Origin of the sequence: Pseudomonas sp. Xaverov 259 (assembly GCF_019352915.1) — a bacterium.
Taxonomy (GTDB): Bacteria; Pseudomonadota; Gammaproteobacteria; order Pseudomonadales; family Pseudomonadaceae; genus Aquipseudomonas.
Window position 1 is genome coordinate 1 of sequence record NZ_JAAAFV010000043.1, and the last position, 22,009, is coordinate 22,009.

The following is a 22,009-nucleotide window of genomic DNA, read 5'->3' on the forward strand; positions in this document are numbered from 1 at the left end:
GTGGGTAACCCGGCAGGACGCCGGGTTAGCCGCGCTGGGCCAAGGATGGCCCATCGCGGCGGCCCACGGATTTAAGCCGGAGTGAGGGCACACCGAGCCCAAGCGAGGTGCCGAGTGGTGGGGCACAGACCATACATTTGGTTACTTTTGGCTGGGCCGGCATTCCGGGCGTTTGCCAAAAGTGACCCGCCGTCAGGGCGGAACCCTAAGTGGCCATCACCACAACAACGGATATGTCCACCAACAAACCGCCAAAGCAGACAACCCAGCTCCCACAGTTTTGACCGTGCCCCCACGAGACATGGCAAGATGAACGCCTCTCAGGTTTACTGGTCCCTGAGTAACGGATTTACCGACCTTGCACGTCGGCTCATCAAGGTCATGCAATGGATAAATACACCCCCCACACCTGGCAACCCCATGAGCGGCCGAGCTTGCCCGGCTCGCCGTCGACGCCGCTGCACCCTACGCACAAGCGCTGGCTGTTTGCATTGGTCGGGATTTTGGTGGCAATTACCGGCGGGCTCGGCAACGCGCTGGTGATTGCCAACCTGCAATATCTGCAAGGCGCACTGGGCGCCACCACCGCCGAAATGGCCTGGCTCCCGGCTGCTTATGTCATGACCAACGTGTGCATGAACTTGCTGCTGGTGAAGTTTCGCCAGCAGTTCGGCCTACGCGCGTTTACCGAGGTGTTCCTGGTGCTGTATGCGCTGGTGACCTTCGGCCACTTGTTCGTCAACGACCTCAGCTCCGCCATCGCAGTGCGGGCGGCCCACGGCATGGTGGGTGCGGCGCTGAGTTCGTTGGGTTTGTACTACATGATCCAGGCGTTCCCGGCCAAGTGGCGCCTGAAAGCTCTGGTGCTCGGGCTCGGTACTGCGCAGTTGGCATTGCCGTTGGCGCGATTGTTCTCCGAAGACTTGCTGCAAATTGCCGAATGGCGCGGGTTGTACCTGTTCGAGCTGGGCATGGCGCTGATCTGCCTGGGCTGCGTGTTCATGCTCAAACTGCCGCCCGGCGACCGTTTTAAAACCTTTGAAAAGCTCGACTTCCTCACCTTTGCCATCCTTGCCAGCGGCGTGGCGTTGCTCTGTGCGGTGCTGTCGTTGGGGCGTATCGACTGGTGGCTGGAAGCGCCCTGGATCGGCGTGGCCTCAGCCTGTTCGCTGGTGCTGATCATGGCCGGCCTGGCCATCGAGCATAACCGCGCCAACCCCATGTTGATGACACGCTGGCTTGGCAGCGGGGCGATGATTCGCCTGGCGCTGGCGGTGGTGCTGATTCGCATGGTGCTGTCCGAGCAGTCCACTGGCGCGGTGGGCTTTATGCAGATGCTGAACATGAGCTACCAGCAGATGCACACCCTCTACGTGGTGATGCTGGCCGGGGCGATTGCCGGGCTGGTGGTCAGCGCGCTGACGATCAACCCGGCGCACCTGCTGATGCCGTTGATCATCTCCCTGGCGCTGATGGCCACAGGCTCCGTGATGGACAGCTTCTCCAGCAACCTGACCCGCCCGCAAAACCTGTATATCAGCCAGTTCCTGCTAGGCTTTGGCGGCACCTTCTTCCTGGGGCCGACCATGGTGCTGGGCACCAAAAACGTACTGACCAACCCGCGCAACCTGGTGAGTTTCTCGGTGATGTTCGGCATCTGTCAGAACCTCGGCGGCCTGATTGGCGCGGCGTTGCTGGGCACGTTCCAGATCGTGCGCGAGAAATACCATTCCAGCATGATCGTCGAACACCTGACCCTGCTGGACCCACGCGTGGCGGCGCGGGTGCAGAGCGGCGGCTCGGCTTACGGCGGCGTGATCGCCGACCCGGAACTGCGTAACCTCATGGGCATTCGCAGCCTGGCCACCGCGGCCACGCGCGAGGCGAATGTGATGGCCTACAACGATGTGTTCATGTTGATCGCGATCATCGCGATCCTCACCATGCTCTGGATCTTCACCCGCAGCCTGTGGCTGATGAGCACCACCAAAGCAGCAGCCCCTCCCGTTCAACCCAGCGGCGTTACTTCATGACCGAAACCACCACCACTACCACCAACGCCATCGCCTCCACCCCGGAAGGCACGCCACCACCGGGCTCCAGCGTAACGGAACCGCGCTCGTTGCGGGTGCGCATCGTCTCGTCATTGGGTTTTGCCGCGATTGCCATCGTCGGTGTGTTGATCGTGCTGTATGCCTGGCAATTGCCGCCTTTCAGCAGCGCGGTGGAAACCACCGAGAACGCCCTGGTGCGCGGCCAGGTGACGATTATCGGCCCGCAACTGAGCGGCTACGTGTATGAAGTGCCGGTGCAGGACTTCCAGTACGTCAAGGCCGGCGACTTGCTGGTGCGCCTGGATGACCGCATCTACAAGCAGCGTCTTGACCAGGCGCTGGCGCAGTTGGCGGTGCAGAAAGCTTCCTTGGCCAATGTGGTGCAGCAGCGTAACAGCGCCGAAGCCACCATCAAACTGCGCCAGGCCGCGCTGGTGGACAGCCAGGCCCAGGCGCGCAAAAGCACTGCTGACTTGCGCCGCAATGAAGAGTTGATCAGCGATGGATCGGTGTCCAAGCGCGAGCTGGACGTGACCCGCGCCGCGAATGCCCAGACCATCGCGGCGGTGGCTCAGGCCCAGGCCAACCTGGAAATCGCCCGGCAGGACCTGCAAACCGTGATCGTCAATCGCGGCTCCCTGGAAGCGGCGGTGGCCAGTGCCGATGCGGCGGTGGAGTTGGCGCGTATCGACCTGTCCAACACCCGCATCATTGCGCCACGTGACGGCCAGCTGGGGCAGATCGGCGTGCGCCTGGGCGCCTACGTCAACTCCGGCGCGCAGTTGATGGCGCTGGTGCCGCCGCAGTTGTGGGTGATCGCCAATATGAAAGAAACCCAGATGGACAATGTGCAGGTCGGCCAGCCGGTGACCTTCACCGTGGACGCACTGAACCACCGCAAGTTTCACGGCACGGTGCAGCATATTTCCCCGGCAACCGGCTCGGAGTTCAGCCTGCTGCAGGCGGATAACGCCACCGGCAACTTTGTGAAGATCGCCCAGCGGGTGCCGGTGCGGATTACGGTGGACCCGGATCAGGCCGAGAGCGAGCGCCTGCGGCCGGGGTTGTCGGTGGTGGTGAGTATCGACACGGCGGGGCGCCTGAAAAACAGCCCGCCTTGACACCACGCCGATCAAAAAAATGTGGGAGCTGGCTTGCCTGCGATAGCGGTTTATCAGGTCCAGGTGTGCTGACTGATCCACCGGCATCGCGGGCAAGCCCGGCTCCCACAGGGTTTTGTGGGATTACAAAGTTTGGTATTTCAGCTTGAAATCGAGTTGGGTTGATTGGCCTTGCTCTAGCAGCTTCAGCCCCGGCCGCCCGGGCAGGTGATGCGCATTCACCGGATGACTCACCGGCTCGATGCAAAAGAACCCCAACCCCGGCGGGCAGAACAGCAGGTAGTAATCGGCGCCGCTGGCCTGGCATTCCAGGGCATAGCCCAGCTCCGGTTGTTCGATGCGGCAATGCCCGTCCCACTGGCAAAACCCATTGTCCACCAGGCCTTCTGGCAACCCTTTGAGCTGAGTGAAATCCCATTCGGCGGGCACCGCCACCAACCCTGTCGGAAGCTTGGATGCATCACTCATCCACACTTGATCCGCCTTGGCCTGCAACCGCGTGCCCGGCCTGCGCGGCAAATACGGATGCAATCCCAAGCCATGCCACGCGGCTTTTTCGGCCAGGTGCGTCACGCGCAATTCGATACTCAGTTCGCCGCCACGCAAGCAAAACCGCTGCTCGGCGCGGTAGGCAAACGGCGTCTCACACACCACCTCCAGCACCACTTCATCCGCCGTCTGTCGCACCACCTGCCATGCCTGTTGCCAGGCCGAACCGTGAATCGGCAGCGGGTCGAGCGGGCTGTTGGGCGTGAGTGGCAGCCAGCCGTCAGGGGTGTCGAAACCGCCTTGGGCAACCCGGTTGGACCACGGCGCCAACGGGTAACATGCGAGCTTGCCCGGCAAACCGGTATTCACGGCGTGTTCGTCGCTATGACGTAACAGCGGCTGCCCGGTGGCGCGCACCGTCCAGTTGACGAGGCTGCCACCCACGTCCGGGGCCAGGGTGAGCTGAGTCAGGTTGTCTTCAAGTTCAATCATCAGAGCACCAGATGCGGCAACCAAAGTGACAGCGCGGGAATGTACGTCACCGCCATCAAGACCAGGAACAGTACCGCATAAAACGGCAGCAGCGCCGCCACGGTTTTCTCGATACTGACCTTGCCCACCGCCGCACCCACAAACAGCACTGCGCCCACTGGCGGAGTGATCAGGCCGATGCCGAGGTTCACCAGCATGATCATGCCAAAATGCACCGGGTCGACGCCGATACCCAGCACGACCGGCAGCAAAATCGGGGTGAGGATCAAAATCAGCGGTGCCATGTCCATCACCGTGCCGAGCATCAGCAGCATCACGTTGATGCACATCAGGATCACGTAGCGGTTGTCCGACAGGGTCAGGAACAGCGTGGTGATTTTTGCCGGGATCTGCATCAGGGTCATGATGTAGCCGAAGCTGGCGGCAAAGGCGATCAGGATCATCACAATGGAAATGGTGCGCACCGTGCGGTGCATCAGCTTGGGCAGCTCGCGCCATTTGTAGTCGCGGTAGATGAACATGGTCACGAAGAACGCCCACAGCACGGCAATCGCGGCCGACTCGGTGGCGGTGAAAATACCCGAGAGGATGCCGCCCAGGATGATCACCATGGCCATCAGGCCCCAGAGCGCATCGGCGGCGATCTTCAGCGCCTGCTTGAGCGGGATGACTTCACCCTTGGGGTAGTTGCGTTTTTTCGCGAAGATCAGGCACAGCACCATCAGGCACGCGCTCATCAACAACCCAGGCACCACGCCGGCCATGAACAGCGAGGCAATCGAGACCGTGCCGCCGGCCGCCAGGGAGTAGAGCACCGAGTTATGGCTGGGCGGCGTCAACAAAGCCTGCACCGAACCACTGACCGTGACGGCGGTGGAGAACTCGCGCGGGTAGCCCCGGCGTTCCATTTCCGGGATCAACACCGAGCCGACCGAGGCAGTATCGGCCACTGACGAGCCGGAAATCGCGCCAAAAAACGTCGACGCCACGATGTTCACCAACGACAGCCCACCGCGCACGAAACCCACCAGCACCCCGGCAAAAGCAACCAGGCGGCGCGACATGCCGCCCTCGGCCATGATCGCCCCGGCCAGCACAAAGAACGGAATCGCCATCAGCGAAAACTTGTTCACCCCGCCCGCCACCTGAATCATCAAGGCCTGGAACGGGATGTCGATCCACCACGCGCCGATCAGCGCCGACAGCCCGAGGGCGTAGGCCACCGGCATGCCGATCAGGATCAAGGCGATAAAACTGCCCAGCAGCATCAATGCGTCCATCAGGCAGCCCCTTCGTTTTCTTCAACCAGGTCGAAACGCACCACGCGGCGCTGGCTCTGGTCACCGAGCAAGAGTTTTTCCAGCACGAACACCAGCGTCAGCAGCCCGCCAATCGGGATCGGCATATAGGTGATGCCCACGCGCAGGGTGGGGATCGCACTCATGAATTGGTTCCAGGTGGACAGGCACAGCTTGGTGCCCCAGACGGTCATGAACAGGCAGATGGTGGCCATCAGCAGTTGCGCGATAAACCCGACGATTTGCCGTTGGCGCGGTGGCAGGCGGTCGGTGACCACGGCCACCGACATGTGCGCGCCGGCACGGTAACTGGCCGCCGCGCCGATAAAAGTGAACACCAGCATCAGCAGGATGGCGGTGGGCTCCGGCCAGCTTGCGCCGGTGCCGAGGATGTAGCGGGCGAAGATGCCCCAGGGAATGATCAGCGCGACCCCGAGCACCGAGAGGCCGGCGACCCAGATGCAGGTCATGTAAATGCGGTCGTTGATGCGCAGCACTAAATTCTTCATGGCGTTCACCGTAACCGGGCGCGTCGATGCCGACCGCGCCGGGCCTTACAGGAGGGAAGGGTGATTACTCGACTGCGTCGATGCGCTTGATGATGTCGGCGTAAGCCGCACCGTACTTGGCGCGAACCGCTGCGGTGGCGTCATAGAAGGGTTTTTTGTCGACTGTGATGAACTCGACGCCAGCCTTCTTGAGCTTTTCCTCGCTGCTCGCAGACTTGGCGTCCCACAGCGCGCGCTCGTCAGCCTGGGCGACCTTGGCAACTTTTTTCACCAGGTCTTGCTGGGCGGGTGTGAGTTTGTTCCAGGTGATTTTCGACATCACGATGGGTTCGGGCAGGATCAGGTGTTCGGTGAGGGTGTAGAACTTGGCGTTCTGGAAGTGGTTGTGCTCCAGCATCGTCGGCGGGTTGTTTTCCGCGCCGTCGATGACGCCGGTCTGCAAGGCGCTGAAGATTTCGCCGGTGTCCATGGCAATGCCGTTGGCGCCCATCGCGTTGAAGGCTTCGATGAAGATCGGGTTACCCTGGACGCGAATTTTCATGCCCTTGAGGTCTTCGATCTTGCGCACTGGCTTCTTGGTGTAGAGGTTGCGCGTGCCGCCGTCCATCCAGGCCAGGGCCACCAGGCCGAACTCGGAGTCGGTGATCTTGGCGAGGATTTCATCGCCGATCTCGCCGTCGATGATTTTGCGCATATGCGCCTGGTCGCGGAACACGAACGGCAAGTTGAACACGTTCACGTCCGGCACCACCGGCCCAACGATACCGAGGCTGACGCGGGTCATCTGCACCGCGCCGACCTGGGCCTGTTCGACCACTTCTTTTTCCGAGCCCAGCACACCCCCCGGGAAGTATTTAAAGGTCAGTTCGCCGTTGCTTGCTTGAGTCAGGGCCTTGCCCATGTTCTGTTCAGCGACGACGGTGGGGTAGCCGGCGGGGTGGATGTCGGCGAACTTGATTTCCAGCGCGTGGGCGGCGGTGCTGAGGGTAAAGAATGCAGCGGCGAGCAAGGTGCGTTTGAAGTCCATGGGGTGTCACTCCTGTCTTATTGTTGTTGTATTCAAGGCACAGCGATGCAGCTAGAGGGTGAATGTAGGCTCCGGCAATCCGCTGACGCCGGGGTTGAGGGCAAACACGCCGCCGGCGACCGACTGTTCACTGTGGTCATCACGGATCGAGGTGACGAACAAGGTGTCCAGCCGGCTGCCGCCGAAGGCGCACATGGTGGGTTTTTTGACTGGCACGCTGAGGGAGCGGTCCAGGCGGCCATCCGGGGTGAAGCGGTGAACCAGCCCGGCGTCGTTGGCGCAGATCCAGTAGCAACCCTCGGCGTCGACTGCCGCGCCATCGGGGCGCCCGAGGAACTGATGCATGTCGATAAACACGCGGCGGTTGGACGGTGTGCCGGTGTCGATGTCGTAATCGAACGCCCAGACCTGCTGCACCAGCGGGTGTGAATCCGAGGCGTACATAGTGCGGCCGTCAGGGCTGAAGGCCAGGCCGTTGAGGGTAATGAACCCGTTCAGTTGCGCATGCGGCGCGGTGCCTGACGCATAGCGGTAGAGGGTGCCTTCGGCCGCATTCAGGCCCATGTTCAGTACCATGCTGCCAGCCCAGAAACGGCCCTGGCGATCACAACGGCCATCGTTGAGGCGCATGTCCGGGCGCGGGTGCTCGATGCTCGCCAGAGGCGTGGTGTCGAGGCTGCCGTCGTGATGCGGGGTGAGTTGGAAAAACCCGCTTTCCATGCCCGCGACCCAATTGCCCGCGTCGGTGCGGGCAATACAGGCGAGCATCTGCGGGGCTTTCCAGGCGGCGACGTGGCCGGTGGCGGCGTCCCAGCGTTGCAGGCCGCCGTTGGGGATGTCCACCCAGTACAGCGCGTTTTCCTGCGGCAGCCACACCGGGCATTCGCCCACGGCATTGCGGGCGTCGACGATCAGTTCAGCGGTCATGGCAACTCATTCCCTTGGGTTGATGTGCGTTCAGTCACCGAACGGCCCTGCAGCGCAGAACGCGCCGCCCTGGTAGACCGCGGCGGGGTCGTCGGCGGCCACGGGCGGCTGGGCTTCGACCTTGGCGCGGAACACTTCGGAGCTGTCCTTGGGGGCAAAACCCAGGTGCGCGGCGTAACGGTTGTCCCACCAGGTGTCGAGGTTATCCGACATGCCGTAGACCACGGTGTGGCCGACATTCGGCGTGTACAGCGCACGCTCGAGCAGTTGGGTGAGGTCATCGAAACTCAGCCAGGTGTGCATCATCCGGCGGTTCTGCGGCTCCGGGAACGAGGAGCCGATGCGGATACTCACGGTCTCGATGCCGTAGCGGTCGAAGTAAAAACTCGCCATGTCCTCGCCGTAGGATTTGGACAAGCCGTAGTAGCTGTCCGGGCGACGTGGGGAGTGGGCGTCGATGTGTTCGTCCTGCTTGTAAAAGCCGATCACATGGTTGGAGCTGGCGAAGATCACGCGTTTCACGCCATGGCGACGGGCAGCTTCGTAGATATGGAAAATGCCGCTGATGTTGGCGCCCAGCACTTCTTCGAAAGAGCGCTCCACCGACACACCGCCGAAATGCAGGATGGCATCGACGCCTTCCACCAGCTGGTGCACGGCTTGTTTGTCGGCCAGGTCACAGGGTTGCACTTCTTCGAACGCGCCGGCCGCCGGGGCCATGTTGGCGATGTCCGACAGGCGCAATACCTGGGCATAAGAGCGCATGCGTTCGCGCAAGACTTTGCCCAAACCGCCGGCGGCGCCGGTGAGCAGCAGGCGGTTGAATGGAACGGCTGTGGTGGTGGTCATGGGAATTCCATTGTTGTTGTAGGTTGTCGTATGACTTGGTGAAATAGTGTTAGGGATTCCCGAGGTTGTCAACATTCTTGCAGGCAAGTCAGATCAAATGTGGGAGCGGGCTTGCTCGCGAATGCGGTGTGTCAGTTACAGATTTATTGGCTGACCCACCGCATTCGCGAGCAAGTCGAATCGTCGCACCGCCGCTCCCACAAGGGATCTTCTTTTGCTTGTAGATCGAGCCCTAGAGCAACGAGATCGGGTAGCTGACAAAGATCCGATTTTCATCAAACTCGTTGTTGCTGAAATCCCGACGCATGGTCGAGTTGCGCCAGCGCACATTCAGATCCTTCAGCGTGCCGCTCTGCACGGTGTAGGCCAGCTCCGACTCGCGACCCCATTCCTTGCCGTCGGTGATGGCCCCGGTGTGTACGTTATTGCCGCTGATATACCGGTTCATCATGGTCAGCCCGGGAATGCCGAGCACCACGAAGTTGAAGTCATGGCGTATCTGCCAGGATTTTTCCTTGGCGTTGTCGTAGCTGGCGTTGTAGCTGTCGTTGGCCAGGGTGCCGCCGCTGGTGCCGTTGACCCGCATCCACACGCTGTCGCCGGTGAGTTTTTGCAGGCCCACATAGAAGGCGTTGCCTTTGTATTTGGCCGAGAGCAGGGCGGAATAGGTTTTGTTGTCGAGGTTGCCAGCCAGCGCGCTGCCGTCTTCCTTGCCATTGAAGAAGCCGAGGTTGGCGCCAAAGGTCCAGTCGCCGACCGGCTGGCTGTGGGTCAGGTTCAGGTACTGCTGCTGGTAGATGTCGGTGAGTTCGGCGTACCACACGCCCACTTGGGTGCGTTTGTCGTTGAAGGCATATTCGCCGCCGCCGAAGTTGAAACGATCGGAAGTGAACGCGGCTTTGCCGTTCATGAACATGTCTTCCATGCTCCCATCGTTGCGCGGGCTGTTGCCGCGAAACTGGCCGCCATAAAGCGTCAGCCCAGCGATTTCATTGGAGGTGACCTGGCCACCACGGAAGGTCTGGGGCAACGAACGCCCGTCGTCTGAGCGCAGGATCGGCAGCACCGGCATCCATTCGCCGACTTTCAGTTCGGTCTTCGACAGCCGGGTTTTCAGTGCCACGCCCAAGCGCCCGAAGTTGTCGGCGGGGCGACCATCGCCGTTGAGCGGCAACAGTTGGGTACCGCCGGTGCCTTTGCCACCATCGAGCTTCTGCGAATACAGGCCCAGCACGTCAATCCCGAAGCCCACGGTGCCTTGGGTAAAACCGGATTTGGCATCGAGGATGAAGTTCTGCGTCCATTCCTCGGCCTTGGCCTGTGGGTACGTGGGGTTGGTGAAGTTGCGATTGAAGTAGGCGTTGCGCAGGTTTAGCGTGGCTTTGGCATCGTCGAGAAAACCCTCGGCCTGGGCACAGAGGGGCAGGGCGAGTGCCAAGCTGCTGAAACTGATAAGACCGATACGCGAGGAGGAATTGCGGGCGAATTGAGGCACAGTGAAGCTCCCTTTCGTTTTGTTGTTTTTATTATTTGTTATACGTTGTCGTACAACATTGCGAGGGATATTTGCGGGGTTTTCGGGGTCTGTCAAGCGGAAGTTATACGATGACTAGGCCGGCATCGATAAAAAGTGGGTAAGGTCAATGTGGGAGCTGGCTTGCCTGCGATGCAGACACCGCGGTCTCGCAGGTACACCGAGTTGATGCAATCGCAGGCAAGCCAGCTCCCACAGAGATCTTTAACCAGCCATCACCATCGGCGGCAAGGTGCCCAGCAGGGACACCGCGGCTACTGCTGAAATACCCAGCAACCATTCGAGCATCACACTGGCCTTCAAACTGCCCAGTCGCTCCTCGCAGCGTTCGATTCGCAATCGGTTCAGCAGCGCCAGCGCCAACATACCCAACACCAGCAGCACCTTGATCAACAGAATCAACGCAAACCCGTTAAACAGCGGCGTGGGCCACAGCTGCCCGGTCAGCACGCGAACATTGATCAAACCCGTCACCAGCAAACCCGCAACCAGGCCATAACCCACACCGCTGAAGCGCTTGAGGATCGGCTCCAGCGCAGGCCTTGGTGACAGCCGCAGGATCAGCACCAGCAGCAGCAAACCGCCCAGCCAGGCGCCGACGCACACCAGGTGTACCACTTGGTTGAGGATCAACAATTGCCCGCTCAGCCCATTGAGCATGGCGCCATGGCCGACCGGTGCCAGCGTCGCCAGCAGCAATGCGCTCAACGGCAGGCGCAACGCCGGCCAGGGTTTGAGCAGCACCACCACCAGCAGCAGGTTCAGCAACAGATGCCAGGCCCACACCTGGCCGAAAAAGGTTTTGCCCAGCACCAACTGCACCGTGGCCGGTTGCAGCGCCGCGTCCCAACTGCCCGCCATGCTGGCGGTGATCAACAGCAGCCAGGCCACGCCGGAGAACAACCCCAGCCAGGCCAGGGCGCGGGTGATGCGCAGCAGTTGCCGGTCGAGTGCCGGTTGCACTTCGTTGCCCAGCAGCCAGGGCCTGAAGGCACAGGCCCCGAACATCAACAGCACGACGATGAAATGCACGAAGCGGCACAGCACCAGCAGGGTTGCCATGGGTTATTGGCCGACCTTGAAGCTGTATTCACCGTTGCTCTTGTGGGTGTCGACCGAAACCGCATTCCACACCACTTTGTAGTTACCCGCGGCCAGCGGCGCGGCGGGTGTGACCACCAGGGTTTTCTTGTCGGCGTCCGGGGTTTCCAGGCCTTTGATCGCGAGTTCGGTGCCGTCTTTGCTCAGGGACACTTTGGTGAACGTGGCCTCGACACCTTCGCTGAAGGTAAGGCGCAGGTCGGCGGGCGCGGCAACCGTGCTGTCGGCCGCCGGTGTCGAACTTTTGAGGTGAGCGTGGGCGAAGGCTGCCGAGGCGCCCAGCAGGGAGGCGAGCAGGGTGACGGTGGTGAGGGCTTTCTTGATCAACATTGTTCAGTACCTTCAGGTGAGAGAGTCGGTAATGCCATGTGCAACAAGGGAAAGGGTTTGCCTTCGCCATCCAGCGGCGAGCGCGCGACCTGGATAAAACCGTAATGCAGATAGAAACCCACGGCCTGTGGGTTTTGTTCGTTGACGTCCACGGTCAGCGTGTCGTGACGGGCGCGGGCATGGTCGAGCAATTGGCGGCCGACGCCCTGGCCACGGCGCTCGGGGTCGATAAACAGCATTTCGACGTTATTCCCGCCAGTGCCGATAAAGCCGGCGATGCCGTGGTGGTCTTCATACACCCACACGTCGAGGGCCGGCATCGGCAGGTAGGTGTCGCGCACCAGCGGCAGCAAACGCTGAATGTCATCCTCGGGGAGGAAGTCATGGGTGGCTCGCACCGAGCGCTCCCACAGTGCTCCGAGCACCGGGTCGTCGGCGGCCACGCGAGGTCGAATAGTCATTGCAATGATCCTTCAAGTGGACCGAGATCCTAACCAATCCGTTTTTGGTGGGGAAGGTTCGCGTAGGAAGTTTCATCACTCGGCGGCCACCCGCAGCCTTTTTATCCGGTACATATCGCTGTCTGCGTGGCTGAGCAGGGTATCGGCGTCCACTCCGTCGGCCGGGTAAAACGCTACGCCCACACTGCACGACGGCATCTTGACCGGGCCAAACTCAGCGCCCAGCGGCTCGGCCATGGCCGCGAGTATCTGCGCCACTTTGCCGCTAACCGTTTCGTGTGACTGCACATCGGTCAGCAACACCGTGAATTCATCACCGCCCATGCGCGCCACCAGGTCGCTGTCACGCACGCAGCGTTCCAGCCGCCGTGCAATCACGCAGAGCACGCGATCGCCCACCGCGTGGCCATGCACATCGTTGATGGCCTTGAAGTCATTGACGTCCAGAAACAGCAACGCCAGCCGGGTGTTATCACGCCGTGCGGTGTGCAGGGCCGACGCCAGGCCATCGTTGAACAACGAACGGTTGGTGAGCGCCGTCAGCGGGTCATGGTGGGCGAGGAAGCGCAGTTCCTCCTCGGCCTGGGTGAGCGCCGTGACGTCGCGCGCCACGCCGATGCGCGCGCCGACTTCTTCGGACCAGAACGCCGCCCACAGGATATGTACGACACCGCCATCCTTGCGGATATAACGGTTGCGAAAATCCACGTGGGGCCGGCCATTCATCACCCGCACAATCGAGGCGCGGGTGCGCGCCAGGTCTTCGGGGTGCATGTAGTCGGTGATGGCGGTGCCGGTCAGTTCGTCGGCGCGGTAACCGAGCAGGGTTTCGCAGGCATCACTGACGAAAACGATGAGGTTGTCACTGTCGACCACGAAGACCGTGTCCAGCATCAGGTGGATCAATTTCGGGTAGAGGGCGTGCAGGTCAACGGCCATAGGTCAGGGTGTCCGGTTCAGATGCGCCGATCATAGCCCGATCACCCAGGCTGACGCCTTGCAATACTGCGGGCTTTGCGGCGCTGGCGCTAATCTCGCGATCAACGGCGTGTAGCCTAATGAAGCGGTTCATGATGTGATGCTTGAAAATGAATTGTATTTAAAAGTGACTGGGGCTCCACCATCCATGGGCAATCACAAGATCGGCATCCGGCGCAGCAACGTCGAGAAAATCCTGCTGGCGGCGGAGAAAGTCTTCGCTGAGAAGGGCTATGGCAGCACGGCCATGGCCGACATTGCCGAAGAAGTGCAACTGCCGCGCTCCAACCTGCATTACTACTTCACCACCAAAAGCGAGCTGTACAGCGCGGTGCTGTTCGACCTGCTGGACCTGTGGAAACAGGACGCCCTGAGCTTTGAAACCTTCGATGACCCACGCGTGGTGCTCAGCAGTTATATCCGCGCCAAGATGCAGCGCTCGCGCACGCGGCCCTATGGTTCGAAAGTCTGGGCGAATGAAATCATCCACGGCGCGCCGACCCTCGGCGAGGCGCTGGATGAAAGCCTGTACGACTGGGCCAAGATGAAGGAGGCGAAAATTCGTCAGTGGGTAGAAGACAAACGCATCCTGCCAGTGGAGCCTTCAAGCCTGTTGTATATGATTTGGGCCTCGACCCAGCACTATGCGGACTTTGATCATCAGGTGAAAATTTTGAATGATCACCAGCCGTTGTCGGATATGCAGTTCGAGAAGGCGATTCAGACGGTGACCAGTGTGATTTTGCGTGGGATTGGCTTGGAGCCTTGAGGTGCGTGGTGGGGCTAATGATCGTTCCCACGCTCTGCGTGGGAATGCCTCACTGGACGCTCTGCGTCCGCTCTTGGGACGCGGAGCGTCCCTGGCTGCATTCCCACGCGGAGCGTGGGAACGATCTGGTCTACACAGCTTCGCGGTAAGGGTTACGCGGATCCTGCGTCCAGTTCAAAAACGGCTTGCCCGTTTCTATTGGCACCATCTCGATGCAATCGGCGACCGGGCAGGTGATCTGGCACAAATTGCAGCCGACGCACTCATCATCGATCACCTCGTATTTGTGCGTGCCGTCCGCCTGTTTCAAGCTGGCAATCGCCTGGTGTGAGGTGTCCTCGCAGGCAATATGGCAACGCCCGCAGCCGATACACGCCTGCTGATCGATCTTGGCAATCACCTGATAGTTGATGTCCAGGTACTTCCAATCCGTGGTATTGCCCACCGCCCGCCCGGAAAATGCCTGCAGGCTGGCGTAACCCTGGCTGTCCATCCACCGCGACAGCCCGTCCTTCATCTCTTCCACTATCCGAAACCCATGCAACATCGCCGCCGTGCACACCTGCACTGCGCCACAGCCCAGTGCGACAAATTCCGCCGCATCACGCCAATTGCCGATGCCGCCGATGCCGCAGATCGGTAGCCCTTGGGTCTGCGGGTCGCGGGCGATTTCGGCGACCATGTTCAACGCAATCGGCTTGACCGCCGAACCGCAATAACCGCCATGGGTACTTTGCGTGCCCACCACCGGCAGCGCGACCATGCGCTCCAGGTCCACACTGGTGATGGAGTTGATGGTGTTGATCAGCGACACCGCATCCGCGCCGCCGCGATACGCCGCGCGTGCCGCCACGCGTATATCGGTGATGTTCGGCGTGAGCTTGACGATCACCGGCAACGAGCAGTAGGTCTTGCACCAGCGCGTCACCTGTTCCACATACTCCGGCACCTGGCCGACCGCCGCGCCCATGCCGCGCTCGGGCATGCCGTGGGGGCAGCCGAAGTTCAGCTCGATACCATCGCAGCCGGTGGCCTCCACCAACGGCAGGATGTTTTTCCAGGATTCTTCAACACACGGCACCATCAGCGACACGATCAGGGCGCGGTCGGGCCAATCCTTTTTCACCTGAGTGATTTCCTTGAGATTGATCTCCAGGGAACGGTCGGTGATCAGCTCGATATTGTTGATACCCAGTACTTCACGGTTGGCACCGTAGTGCGCTGAGTAACGTGACGAGACGTTGACCGCCGCCGGGTCTTCACCTAGGGTTTTCCACACCACACCGCCCCAGCCGGCTTCAAAGGCGCGGACCACGTTGTAGGCCTTGTCGGTGGGCGGCGCGGAGGCCAGCCAGAACGGGTTAGGGGCTTTGATACCGGCGAATACAATCGAGAGATCGGCCATTACGCAGCCTCCACGTTCAGCATGAGTTGGGCGTGCATGGCCTCGGCGGCCAGCTTGCCGTGTTGCACCGCCTGTACGGTGAGGTCCTGGCCGAGGCTGACGCAATCGCCACCGGCATAGACGCCTGGGATACTGGTTTGCAGCTGTTCGTCGACGAAGATGCGTTCGCCCACGCGATGCAGTTGCTGGGCCAACGGGTCGTGCAGTGCCTCGTTGTCAAAACCCTGGCCGATGGCTTTGAAGATCGCGTCGCAGGCCAGTTCAAAGGTCTCGCCCGTAGGCTGCAGGCGACCGTTGTCCATGCGCGTGCGCAAAAAGCGCATGCCGCGTACACGGCCTTGATCATCCAGCAAGACTTCGTCCGGTTGAGCCCAGGTCAACAGCCGCACCTGATTGGCCTTGGCAATCTCCTGTTCATGGTGAGTGGCGCCCATATCGGCCAAGCCACGGCGATACACCAGGTTCACATCGCGGGCGCCGAGGCGGGCCATTTGCACGGCCATGTCGATGGCGGTGTTACCGGCGCCGAGCACGATGCAGCGGTCGGCCAACGGCAGTTGGCTGAGGTCATCGGCCTGGCGCAGTTCGCGGATATAGTCGGTGGCGGCGAGCAGGCCGGGTGCGTCTTCATGGGGCAAGCCCAGCTGCTTACTGGCGGCAAGGCCCAGGCCCAAAAATACCGAATCGAATTGCTGGTGCAGTTCGCTCAAGGTCAGGTTGCCACCCAGGCGCTGGCCGTGGCGGATTTCAATGCCGCCGATCTGCAACAGGAAATCCAGCTCCTTCTGGGCAAAATCATCTACCAGCTTGTACTTGGCGATCCCGTATTCATTCAGGCCGCCGGCTTTTTCCCGTGCTTCGAAAATCACCACGTCATGGCCATGCAGCGCGGCGCGGTGGGCGCAGGCCAAACCCGCAGGCCCGGCGCCGACCACGGCGATGCGTTTGCCGGTCGGTGCCGCGCGCTGGAACGGATGTTCGCGAAAGTGCGCGTTGTCGATGGCGTAGCGCTGCAACAGGCCGATCAGCACCGGCGCGCACTCTTCGGCGTTGTTACGCACGCAGGCTTGTTGGCACAGGATCTCGGTGGGGCAGACGCGGGCGCAGCTGCCGCCGAGGATATTGGCCGAGAGGATTTTCTGCGCGGCGCCTTGCACGTTCTCGGTGTGGATATTGCGGATGAACGAAGGGATGTCGATTTCGCTGGGGCATGCATTCACGCACGGCGCGTCGTAGCAATACAGGCAGCGCGAGGCCTCCAGTTGGGCCTGTCGGGCGTTGAGGGGCGGCGCCAGGTCGGTGAAGTGGCTGGCGAGCGTCGGCCCATCTTCATGGGGATGGGGTAGGTGGGTCAGGGTCTGGATCACGGTTTTGGCCTCACGGTTTTTTTGGGCGATCGTTCCCTCGCTCTGCGTGGGAATGCCTCACTGGACGCTCTGCGTCCGCTTTTGGGACGCAGAGCGCCCCTGGCTGCATTCCCACGCAGAGCGTGGGAACGATCATGTGCGCTGTATGTTCAGCGCTTTACGGCAGTGGGCCTGGAATGCTCAGCCCGCTTGCTCAACTGCTCAAACACCGCCGGGTACGCCGGCCGTTCCACATACCGCCCGGCACCGCGCTCGGCGCGCAAATCACCATCGGCCCACACCAGCTTGCCCTGGCTGATGGTGTGGCTCGGCACGCCGCGCACGGTCTTGCCTTCGAAGATGTTGAAGTCGACTTGCTGATGGTGGGTCTTGGCCGAAATCGTGCGCGTGCCCTCGGGGTCCCACAGCACCAGGTCTGCATCGGCGCCCACGCGGATCGCGCCTTTGCGCGGGTACAGATTGAAAATCTTCGCGGTGTTGGTGGACGTCAGCGCGACGAACTCCTGCATCGACAGCCGCCCAGTATTCACGCCCTCGTGCCACAGCAGTGCCATGCGGTCTTCGATACCGGCGGTGCCGTTGGGGATCTTGCTGAAGTCGTCACGGCCGGCGGCTTTTTGCTCGGCGCAAAAGCAGCAATGGTCGGTGGCGGTGGTGTGCAGGTTGCCGGACTGCAAGCCATGCCAGAGTGCCTCCTGATGCCCACGTGGGCGAAACGGCGGGCTCATCACGTAGCCGGCGGCGGTTTGCCAGTCGGGGTGCTGGTACACGCTGTCATCCAGCAGCAGGTGCCCGGCCAGCACTTCGCCGTAGACCGGCTGGCCCTTACCGCGGGCGTAGGTGATTTCATCCAGCGCCTCCTGGGTTGACACGTGGACCAGATACAACGGCGTGCCGATGGTCTCGGCGATGCGAATGGCGCGGCTGGCCGCTTCGCCTTCCACCTGGGACGGACGCGACAGCGGATGCGCTTCCGGCCCGGTAATGCCCTGGGCCATCAGCTTGCGTTGCAGGTGATACACCAACTCGCCGTTCTCTGCGTGCACCGTCGGCACCGCGCCCAATTCCAGGCAGCGTTCGAAGCTGGCGACCAGGGTGTCGTCCGCCGCCATGATCGCGTTCTTGTAGGCCATAAAGTGCTTGAAGCTGTTGATGCCATGGTGGCTGACCAGCTCGGCCATCTCCTCGCGCACCTGCTCGCTCCACCAGGTGATCGCCACATGAAAACCGTAGTCGGAGGCGGATTTTTCCGCCCAGCCGCGCCACTGGTGAAAGGCTTCCATCAGCGATTGCTGCGGGTTGGGAATCACAAAGTCGATGATCGAAGTAGTGCCACCTGCCAGACCTGCTGCCGTACCACTGAAAAAGTCTTCACTGGCCACGGTGCCCATGAAGGGCAGTTGCATATGCGTATGCGGGTCGATGCCGCCGGGCATCAAGTATTGGCCGCTGCCGTCGAGTGTTTCAGTGCCGGCGGGAACCTCCAGATTCGTGCCAATAGCGCGAATTAGACCGCCTGCGCACAACACATCGGCGCGGTAACTTTCATCATGGGTAATAACGGTGGCGCCACGGATCAACAGCGACATGTCGAGTTCCTCACAGGCTTGACCGGCTTGTGCCAGTTCTAAGTGTTGTAATGCTGCTTGCCGATGCAGGGTTTAATCCTGTCATCAGTGACAGGAATAGAAATTAGCCCGAGTTTTTCGAATGAGCAAGAAGATTTTTATTAAGCTTATATCTATTTTAACTACATGATTTTAAAAGAAAAATATTACAAATCACCAAAATGTAGCGCCCCTTCACCATTTTGACGCACTTGACAGGTTCTCAAATTGAGCAACATTTCTTATTGCAAATCAGACGCTTGAGACATGCCGCTTGACGGCGTGGGTAAATAAAAATAATTGTGTTGCACCAGATTGAGTCCTGACAGTTCGGGCAACTTTCGCGTTATTTAGCCTGAGTAAGGCGATAAGTACCCAGGGCACAATCGGAAAGCTGATAAACATCAGCCAGTTATATAAGCGGTGCGGGTTCAGAGTTGGTTATCGGCACGGATTTTGAGTGCAGTGACGGCTGGCCGAACCCGTGATGTCATGTTGTTTACGAGGTACTCCGGCCATCCGGCGCCCAGCGTTGGATGAGCAACAATAATTTTAAAAAAACCGTGGAGCGGCCATGCAACAGAACAGATCGCAAGTTATTGAGCGTAACGGCCTGTATGAACTCGACGCCGGCCCCGACGTCCTCGACAGCCCGCGCTACAACCACGACATGGCACCGACCAAGGTGCATGAGCGAACCTGGAACAAGTGGCACATCACCGCGCTGTGGGTCGGTATGTCGATCTGCGTGCCGACCTACACCCTGGGCGGGGTGCTCACCGCCTATTTCGGGCTGTCGGTGGGCGAGGCGCTGATCGCGATTTTGCTGGCCAATATCGTGGTGCTGATCCCGCTGACCCTGAACGCCTTCCCGGGCACCAAGTACGGCATTCCGTTTCCGGTGCTGTTGCGTTCGTCCTTTGGCATCCTCGGTTCCAACGTGCCGTGCCTGATTCGGGCGCTGGTGGCCTGTGGCTGGTTTGGTATCCAGACGATGTTCGGCGGGCTGGCGATTCACCTGTTCCTGGGCTCGATTTTCGAAGGTTGGAAGTCCCTCGGCGGCACCGGTGAAGTGATCGGTTTCATGATTTTCTGGACCTTGAATTTGTGGGTGGTGCTGCGTGGCGCCGAGTCGATCAAGCGTCTGGAAACCTTGTCGGCACCGCTGCTGGTGGCGGTGGGAATCGGCTTGCTGTTGTGGGCGATGCCAAATGTGTCGCTGAGTGAACTGATGGCGATTCCTCCCAAGCGCCCCGAAGGCGCGAGCCTCACCGGTTACTTTATGGCCGGGCTCACTGCGATGGTCGGTTTCTGGGCCACCTTGTCGCTGAACATTCCCGACTTCAGCCGCTACGCCAAAAGCCAGAAGGACCAGATTCTCGGGCAGATTTTCGGCCTGCCGCTGACCATGTTCCTGTTCGCTGCCCTGGGCGTGATCATGACTGCCGCCTCGGTGAAGCTGGTGGGCGTGAGTGTTTCCGATCCGGTCACCTTGATCGGGCATATCCAGAGCCCGGTGTGGGTGGCCATCGCCATGGCGCTGATCATCATCGCCACCTTGTCCACCAACACTGCCGCGAACATCGTCTCGCCCACCAACGACTTCCAGAACATCGCGCCCAAGCTGATCAACCGCACCACGGCGGTGATCCTCACCGGCCTGGTCGGGCTGGCATTGATGGCCCACGAACTGCTGAAAAAACTCGGGCTGATCGTCTCGGATGTGAGCCTGGAAACCGTGTATTCCAACTGGTTGCTGGGCTACTCCAGCCTGCTCGGTCCGATAGCCGGGATCATGGTGGTGGACTACTTCATCACCCGCAAACAGCAGTTGGACCTGGCCGGTTTGTACCGCGACGACGTGTACCCGGCGTGGAACTGGAGCGGCTTTGTGGCCTTCGGCGTGCCGGTGGTGCTGACCTTGCTGTCGCTGAGCAGTGACGCGTTCAGTTGGTTTTACAGCTATGGCTGGTTCACCGGCTCGGCGTTGGGTGGGGTGTTGTATTACGGCCTGAACGCCAAGCGCCGCATCAGCCCGGTCGCTGCCAAATCACCTTTGTAAATGCGGCTACTGTGGGAGCTGGCTTGCCTGCGATTGCATCACCTCGGTTCGGCGGGAATACCGAGTCGCCTGTATCGCAGGCAAGCCAGCTCCCACACAAGCTCGGTTCACATTGGATCGAGTTAAATCATAAAAAATACAGCCTGAGGAGATCCCCATGAACGCTGCCCTGGACGTTCTGCAATCGACCCATCAGCACATCAACCGCGACCGCCTGTGGCAGTCGCTGATGGACCTGGCCAAGCTCGGCGCCACGCCCAAGGGCGGTGTCTGCCGCCTGGCCCTTACCGACCTCGACCGCAAGGCCCGCGACCTGTTTGTGCAGTGGTGCGAAGCCGCCGGCTGCACCGTGACCATCGACGGTATCGGCAATATTTTCGCCCGGCGCCCTGGCCGCAATCCCAACCTTCCGCCGGTGATGACCGGCAGCCATATCGACACCCAGCCCACCGGCGGCAAGTTCGACGGCTGCTTCGGCGTGCTGGCGGGTGTGGAAGTGCTACGCACCCTTAACGACCTCAAGATTGAAACCGAAGCACCGCTGGAAGTGGTGGTGTGGACCAACGAAGAAGGCTCGCGTTTTCCGCCGTGCATGATGGGCTCGGGCGTGTTTGCCGAGAAATTCACCCTGGCCGATACCTTGGCCAAGGTCGATGTGGAGGGCGTCAGCGTGGGCGACGCGTTGAATGCGATTGGCTACGCGGGAACGCGGCCGGTCAGCGGCCACAAGGTGGGCGCGTATTTCGAAGCGCATATCGAACAAGGACCAATTCTTGAGGACGAGAAGAAGACCATCGGCGTGGTGCTGGGGGCATTGGGGCAAAAGTGGTTTGACCTGAAACTGCGCGGTGTTGAGGCGCATGCGGGGCCGACGCCCATGCACCTGCGCAAGGATGCTCTGGTGGGCGCGGCCGCCGTGGTGGCGGCGGTGAATGCGGCGGCGTTGGGGCATCAGCCGCATGCGTGTGGGACTGTTGGTTGCCTGCAGGCCTATCCCGGCTCGCGCAATGTGATCCCTGGTGAAGTGCGCATGACGTTGGACTTGCGCCACCTGGAACCGGCGCGGCTGGATTCGATGATTGCCCAGGTGCGCACGGTGATCGACGAGACCTGTGCCAAGCACGGGCTGACGTTCGAGCTGGAACCCACTGCTGACTTCCCGCCGTTGTACTTCGACAAAGGCTGCGTGGACGCCGTGCGTGATGCGGCGAATGGGTTGGGTTTGTCGAACATGGATATTGTCAGCGGGGCAGGGCACGACGCGATCTTTGTCGCTGAACTGGGTCCTGCGGGAATGATTTTTGTGCCGTGTGAAGGTGGCATCAGCCATAACGAAATCGAGAATGCCGCGCCGGATGATTTGGCGGCAGGGTGTGCGGTGTTGTTGCGGGCAATGGTGGCGGCATCGGCGGCGATTGCCAGTGGGAAGCTTGCTGCCTGATAGGCCGCTATTGCAGTACAGGTATCTAAGCAACTTCTGTTGAATACAAAGTCTGTGGCAAGCGGGCTGTTGTGGCGAGCAGGCTTGCCCTGCGTTGGGCTGCGCAGCAGCCCCAAAAAACAGACGCAGAGTTCTTTCAGGAGCATCTCGGTGTCTACATTGGGGCTGCTGCGCAGCCCAACGCAGGG

The 22,009-nt window shown here is 60.8% G+C and carries 19 protein-coding genes; 5 read left to right on the forward strand and 14 right to left on the reverse strand.

Going from position 1 to position 22,009, the window contains the following annotated elements:
• Positions 1–386 precede the first annotated feature (386 nt).
• Together K0H48_RS20550 and K0H48_RS20555 are read left to right on the forward strand one after the other, a co-directional pair.
• Positions 387–2,033 carry an MFS transporter gene (locus K0H48_RS20550; RefSeq protein ID WP_017136435.1) on the forward strand — a complete coding sequence of 549 codons (1,647 nt, stop codon included), beginning with the start codon at positions 387–389 and terminating at the stop codon, positions 2,031–2,033.
• Positions 2,030–3,175 (forward strand): HlyD family secretion protein, encoded by a 1,146-nt coding sequence (locus tag K0H48_RS20555; RefSeq protein WP_065931131.1) that lies wholly within the window; start codon positions 2,030–2,032, stop codon positions 3,173–3,175. Before K0H48_RS20550 ends, K0H48_RS20555 begins: the two co-directional genes overlap by 4 nt.
• A 123-nt stretch (positions 3,176–3,298) precedes the next feature.
• Here the strand turns inward: K0H48_RS20555 and K0H48_RS20560 are convergent, their stop codons facing one another.
• The 11 genes from K0H48_RS20560 to K0H48_RS20610 form a co-directional block, all read right to left on the reverse strand.
• Positions 3,299–4,156 (reverse strand): aldose 1-epimerase, encoded by an 858-nt coding sequence (locus tag K0H48_RS20560; protein ID WP_219268927.1) that lies wholly within the window; start codon positions 4,154–4,156, stop codon positions 3,299–3,301.
• Complete coding sequence (locus K0H48_RS20565) at positions 4,156–5,436, reverse strand: TRAP transporter large permease (protein WP_219268928.1); 1,281 nt, start codon at positions 5,434–5,436, stop codon at positions 4,156–4,158. Before K0H48_RS20565 ends, K0H48_RS20560 begins: the two co-directional genes overlap by 1 nt.
• Positions 5,436–5,963 carry a TRAP transporter small permease gene (locus tag K0H48_RS20570; RefSeq protein ID WP_219268929.1) on the reverse strand — a complete coding sequence of 176 codons (528 nt, stop codon included), beginning with the start codon at positions 5,961–5,963 and terminating at the stop codon, positions 5,436–5,438. The genes K0H48_RS20565 and K0H48_RS20570 overlap by 1 nt, the downstream gene beginning before the upstream one ends.
• 64 nt (positions 5,964–6,027) lie before the next feature.
• On the reverse strand, positions 6,028–6,990 hold the full coding sequence (locus tag K0H48_RS20575) for a TRAP transporter substrate-binding protein (protein WP_219268930.1): 963 nt from the start codon (positions 6,988–6,990) through the stop codon (positions 6,028–6,030).
• Positions 6,991–7,041: 51 nt separating this feature from the next.
• Positions 7,042–7,917 (reverse strand): SMP-30/gluconolactonase/LRE family protein, encoded by an 876-nt coding sequence (locus K0H48_RS20580; RefSeq protein ID WP_219268931.1) that lies wholly within the window; start codon positions 7,915–7,917, stop codon positions 7,042–7,044.
• Between the two features lie 30 nt (positions 7,918–7,947).
• Entirely contained in the window at positions 7,948–8,766 is an 819-nt protein-coding gene (locus K0H48_RS20585; protein ID WP_219268932.1) for an NAD(P)-dependent oxidoreductase, read from the reverse strand.
• 232 nt (positions 8,767–8,998) lie between these two features.
• On the reverse strand, positions 8,999–10,261 hold the full coding sequence (locus K0H48_RS20590) for an OprD family porin (RefSeq protein WP_219268933.1): 1,263 nt from the start codon (positions 10,259–10,261) through the stop codon (positions 8,999–9,001).
• A gap of 243 nt (positions 10,262–10,504) precedes the next feature.
• Positions 10,505–11,362, reverse strand: coding sequence for a copper homeostasis membrane protein CopD (gene copD / locus K0H48_RS20595; RefSeq protein WP_219268934.1), 858 nt, complete (start codon positions 11,360–11,362; stop codon positions 10,505–10,507).
• A 3-nt stretch (positions 11,363–11,365) separates the two neighbouring features.
• Positions 11,366–11,731: a copper homeostasis periplasmic binding protein CopC gene (gene copC, locus K0H48_RS20600; protein ID WP_099550007.1), complete on the reverse strand. Its 366-nt coding sequence runs from the start codon at positions 11,729–11,731 to the stop codon at positions 11,366–11,368.
• A complete protein-coding gene (locus K0H48_RS20605) occupies positions 11,725–12,192 on the reverse strand; it encodes a GNAT family N-acetyltransferase (protein WP_219268935.1) in 468 nt (155 codons plus the stop codon). The genes copC and K0H48_RS20605 overlap by 7 nt, the downstream gene beginning before the upstream one ends.
• 75 nt (positions 12,193–12,267) lie before the next feature.
• A complete protein-coding gene (locus K0H48_RS20610; protein ID WP_219268936.1) occupies positions 12,268–13,131 on the reverse strand; it encodes a sensor domain-containing diguanylate cyclase in 864 nt (287 codons plus the stop codon).
• Positions 13,132–13,318: 187 nt separating this feature from the next.
• On the opposite strand from K0H48_RS20610, the gene K0H48_RS20615 reads away from it, so the two are divergent.
• Positions 13,319–13,939 (forward strand): TetR/AcrR family transcriptional regulator, encoded by a 621-nt coding sequence (locus tag K0H48_RS20615; protein ID WP_219268937.1) that lies wholly within the window; start codon positions 13,319–13,321, stop codon positions 13,937–13,939.
• 130 nt (positions 13,940–14,069) lie between these two features.
• Here the strand turns inward: K0H48_RS20615 and preA are convergent, their stop codons facing one another.
• The 3 genes from preA to hydA form a co-directional block, all read right to left on the reverse strand.
• A complete protein-coding gene (gene preA / locus K0H48_RS20620) occupies positions 14,070–15,344 on the reverse strand; it encodes an NAD-dependent dihydropyrimidine dehydrogenase subunit PreA (protein WP_099550008.1) in 1,275 nt (424 codons plus the stop codon).
• Positions 15,344–16,711, reverse strand: a complete 1,368-nt coding sequence (locus tag K0H48_RS20625; protein ID WP_219268938.1) for an NAD(P)-dependent oxidoreductase — start codon at positions 16,709–16,711, stop codon at positions 15,344–15,346. Before K0H48_RS20625 ends, preA begins: the two co-directional genes overlap by 1 nt.
• A gap of 149 nt (positions 16,712–16,860) precedes the next feature.
• Positions 16,861–18,300, reverse strand: a complete 1,440-nt coding sequence (gene hydA / locus K0H48_RS20630) for a dihydropyrimidinase (RefSeq protein WP_219268939.1) — start codon at positions 18,298–18,300, stop codon at positions 16,861–16,863.
• 592 nt (positions 18,301–18,892) lie between these two features.
• On the opposite strand from hydA, the gene K0H48_RS20635 reads away from it, so the two are divergent.
• Positions 18,893–20,380 (forward strand): NCS1 family nucleobase:cation symporter-1, encoded by a 1,488-nt coding sequence (locus tag K0H48_RS20635; RefSeq protein WP_219268940.1) that lies wholly within the window; start codon positions 18,893–18,895, stop codon positions 20,378–20,380.
• 157 nt (positions 20,381–20,537) lie between these two features.
• Positions 20,538–21,821 carry a Zn-dependent hydrolase gene (locus K0H48_RS20640; RefSeq protein WP_219268941.1) on the forward strand — a complete coding sequence of 428 codons (1,284 nt, stop codon included), beginning with the start codon at positions 20,538–20,540 and terminating at the stop codon, positions 21,819–21,821.
• The last annotated feature ends 188 nt before the right edge of the window (positions 21,822–22,009 follow it).

Excerpts from the sequence above, each read along its gene's own strand:
- K0H48_RS20550 (WP_017136435.1), top strand. The coding sequence starts at position 387 with ATGGATAAATACACCCCCCACACCTGGCAACCCCATGAGCGGCCGAGC.
- K0H48_RS20555 (WP_065931131.1), top strand. The coding sequence starts at position 2,030 with ATGACCGAAACCACCACCACTACCACCAACGCCATCGCCTCCACCCCG.
- K0H48_RS20560 (WP_219268927.1), bottom strand. The coding sequence starts at position 4,156 with ATGATTGAACTTGAAGACAACCTGACTCAGCTCACCCTGGCCCCGGAC.
- K0H48_RS20565 (WP_219268928.1), bottom strand. The coding sequence starts at position 5,436 with ATGGACGCATTGATGCTGCTGGGCAGTTTTATCGCCTTGATCCTGATC.
- K0H48_RS20570 (WP_219268929.1), bottom strand. The coding sequence starts at position 5,963 with ATGAAGAATTTAGTGCTGCGCATCAACGACCGCATTTACATGACCTGC.
- K0H48_RS20575 (WP_219268930.1), bottom strand. The coding sequence starts at position 6,990 with ATGGACTTCAAACGCACCTTGCTCGCCGCTGCATTCTTTACCCTCAGC.
- K0H48_RS20580 (WP_219268931.1), bottom strand. The coding sequence starts at position 7,917 with ATGACCGCTGAACTGATCGTCGACGCCCGCAATGCCGTGGGCGAATGC.
- K0H48_RS20585 (WP_219268932.1), bottom strand. The coding sequence starts at position 8,766 with ATGACCACCACCACAGCCGTTCCATTCAACCGCCTGCTGCTCACCGGC.
- copD (WP_219268934.1), bottom strand. The coding sequence starts at position 11,362 with ATGGCAACCCTGCTGGTGCTGTGCCGCTTCGTGCATTTCATCGTCGTG.
- copC (WP_099550007.1), bottom strand. The coding sequence starts at position 11,731 with ATGTTGATCAAGAAAGCCCTCACCACCGTCACCCTGCTCGCCTCCCTG.
- K0H48_RS20605 (WP_219268935.1), bottom strand. The coding sequence starts at position 12,192 with ATGACTATTCGACCTCGCGTGGCCGCCGACGACCCGGTGCTCGGAGCA.
- K0H48_RS20610 (WP_219268936.1), bottom strand. The coding sequence starts at position 13,131 with ATGGCCGTTGACCTGCACGCCCTCTACCCGAAATTGATCCACCTGATG.
- K0H48_RS20615 (WP_219268937.1), top strand. The coding sequence starts at position 13,319 with ATGGGCAATCACAAGATCGGCATCCGGCGCAGCAACGTCGAGAAAATC.
- preA (WP_099550008.1), bottom strand. The coding sequence starts at position 15,344 with ATGGCCGATCTCTCGATTGTATTCGCCGGTATCAAAGCCCCTAACCCG.
- hydA (WP_219268939.1), bottom strand. The coding sequence starts at position 18,300 with ATGTCGCTGTTGATCCGTGGCGCCACCGTTATTACCCATGATGAAAGT.
- K0H48_RS20635 (WP_219268940.1), top strand. The coding sequence starts at position 18,893 with ATGCAACAGAACAGATCGCAAGTTATTGAGCGTAACGGCCTGTATGAA.
- K0H48_RS20640 (WP_219268941.1), top strand. The coding sequence starts at position 20,538 with ATGAACGCTGCCCTGGACGTTCTGCAATCGACCCATCAGCACATCAAC.